This window comes from Psychrobacter sp. GW64-MNA-CIBAN-0177 (genome assembly GCF_040309585.1).
Lineage (GTDB): Bacteria > Pseudomonadota > Gammaproteobacteria > Pseudomonadales > Moraxellaceae > Psychrobacter > Psychrobacter okhotskensis.
The window spans coordinates 1-340 of sequence record NZ_JBEOOY010000093.1 but is presented as its reverse complement, the minus strand read 5'-3'; the positions used below and the strand labels follow the sequence as shown (position 1 = coordinate 340).

The following is a 340-nucleotide window of genomic DNA, read 5'->3' as shown; positions in this document are numbered from 1 at the left end:
TCATAGCCGTTATCGTTTTGTACTTTGCGCATGTATTGCTCAAGTACTTGATAAATGGTCCAACCATTCGGATGCCAAAACACCATGCCTGGCGCTTGCTCTTGCATATGAAATAGGTTCAACGCTTTACCAATTTTACGGTGATCACGCTTTTCAGCTTCTTCAATACGTTGAATGTAAGCTTTTAGCTGTTTCTTATCTGCCCACGCTGTACCATAAATACGTTGCAGCTGTTCGTTCTTCGCGTCACCGCGCCAATACGCACCTGACATCTTAGTGAGTTTAAATACTTTCAGGAATCGAGTATTAGGTACGTGCGGACCACGGCACATATCCACAT

Annotated in this window: 1 pseudogene; it reads right to left on the bottom strand. The window is 43.8% G+C overall.

The annotated features are described in order from the left end of the window. Positions 1 to 340 (bottom strand): annotated as a pseudogene (locus AAEY79_RS14315) (threonine--tRNA ligase); the annotation flags it as partial.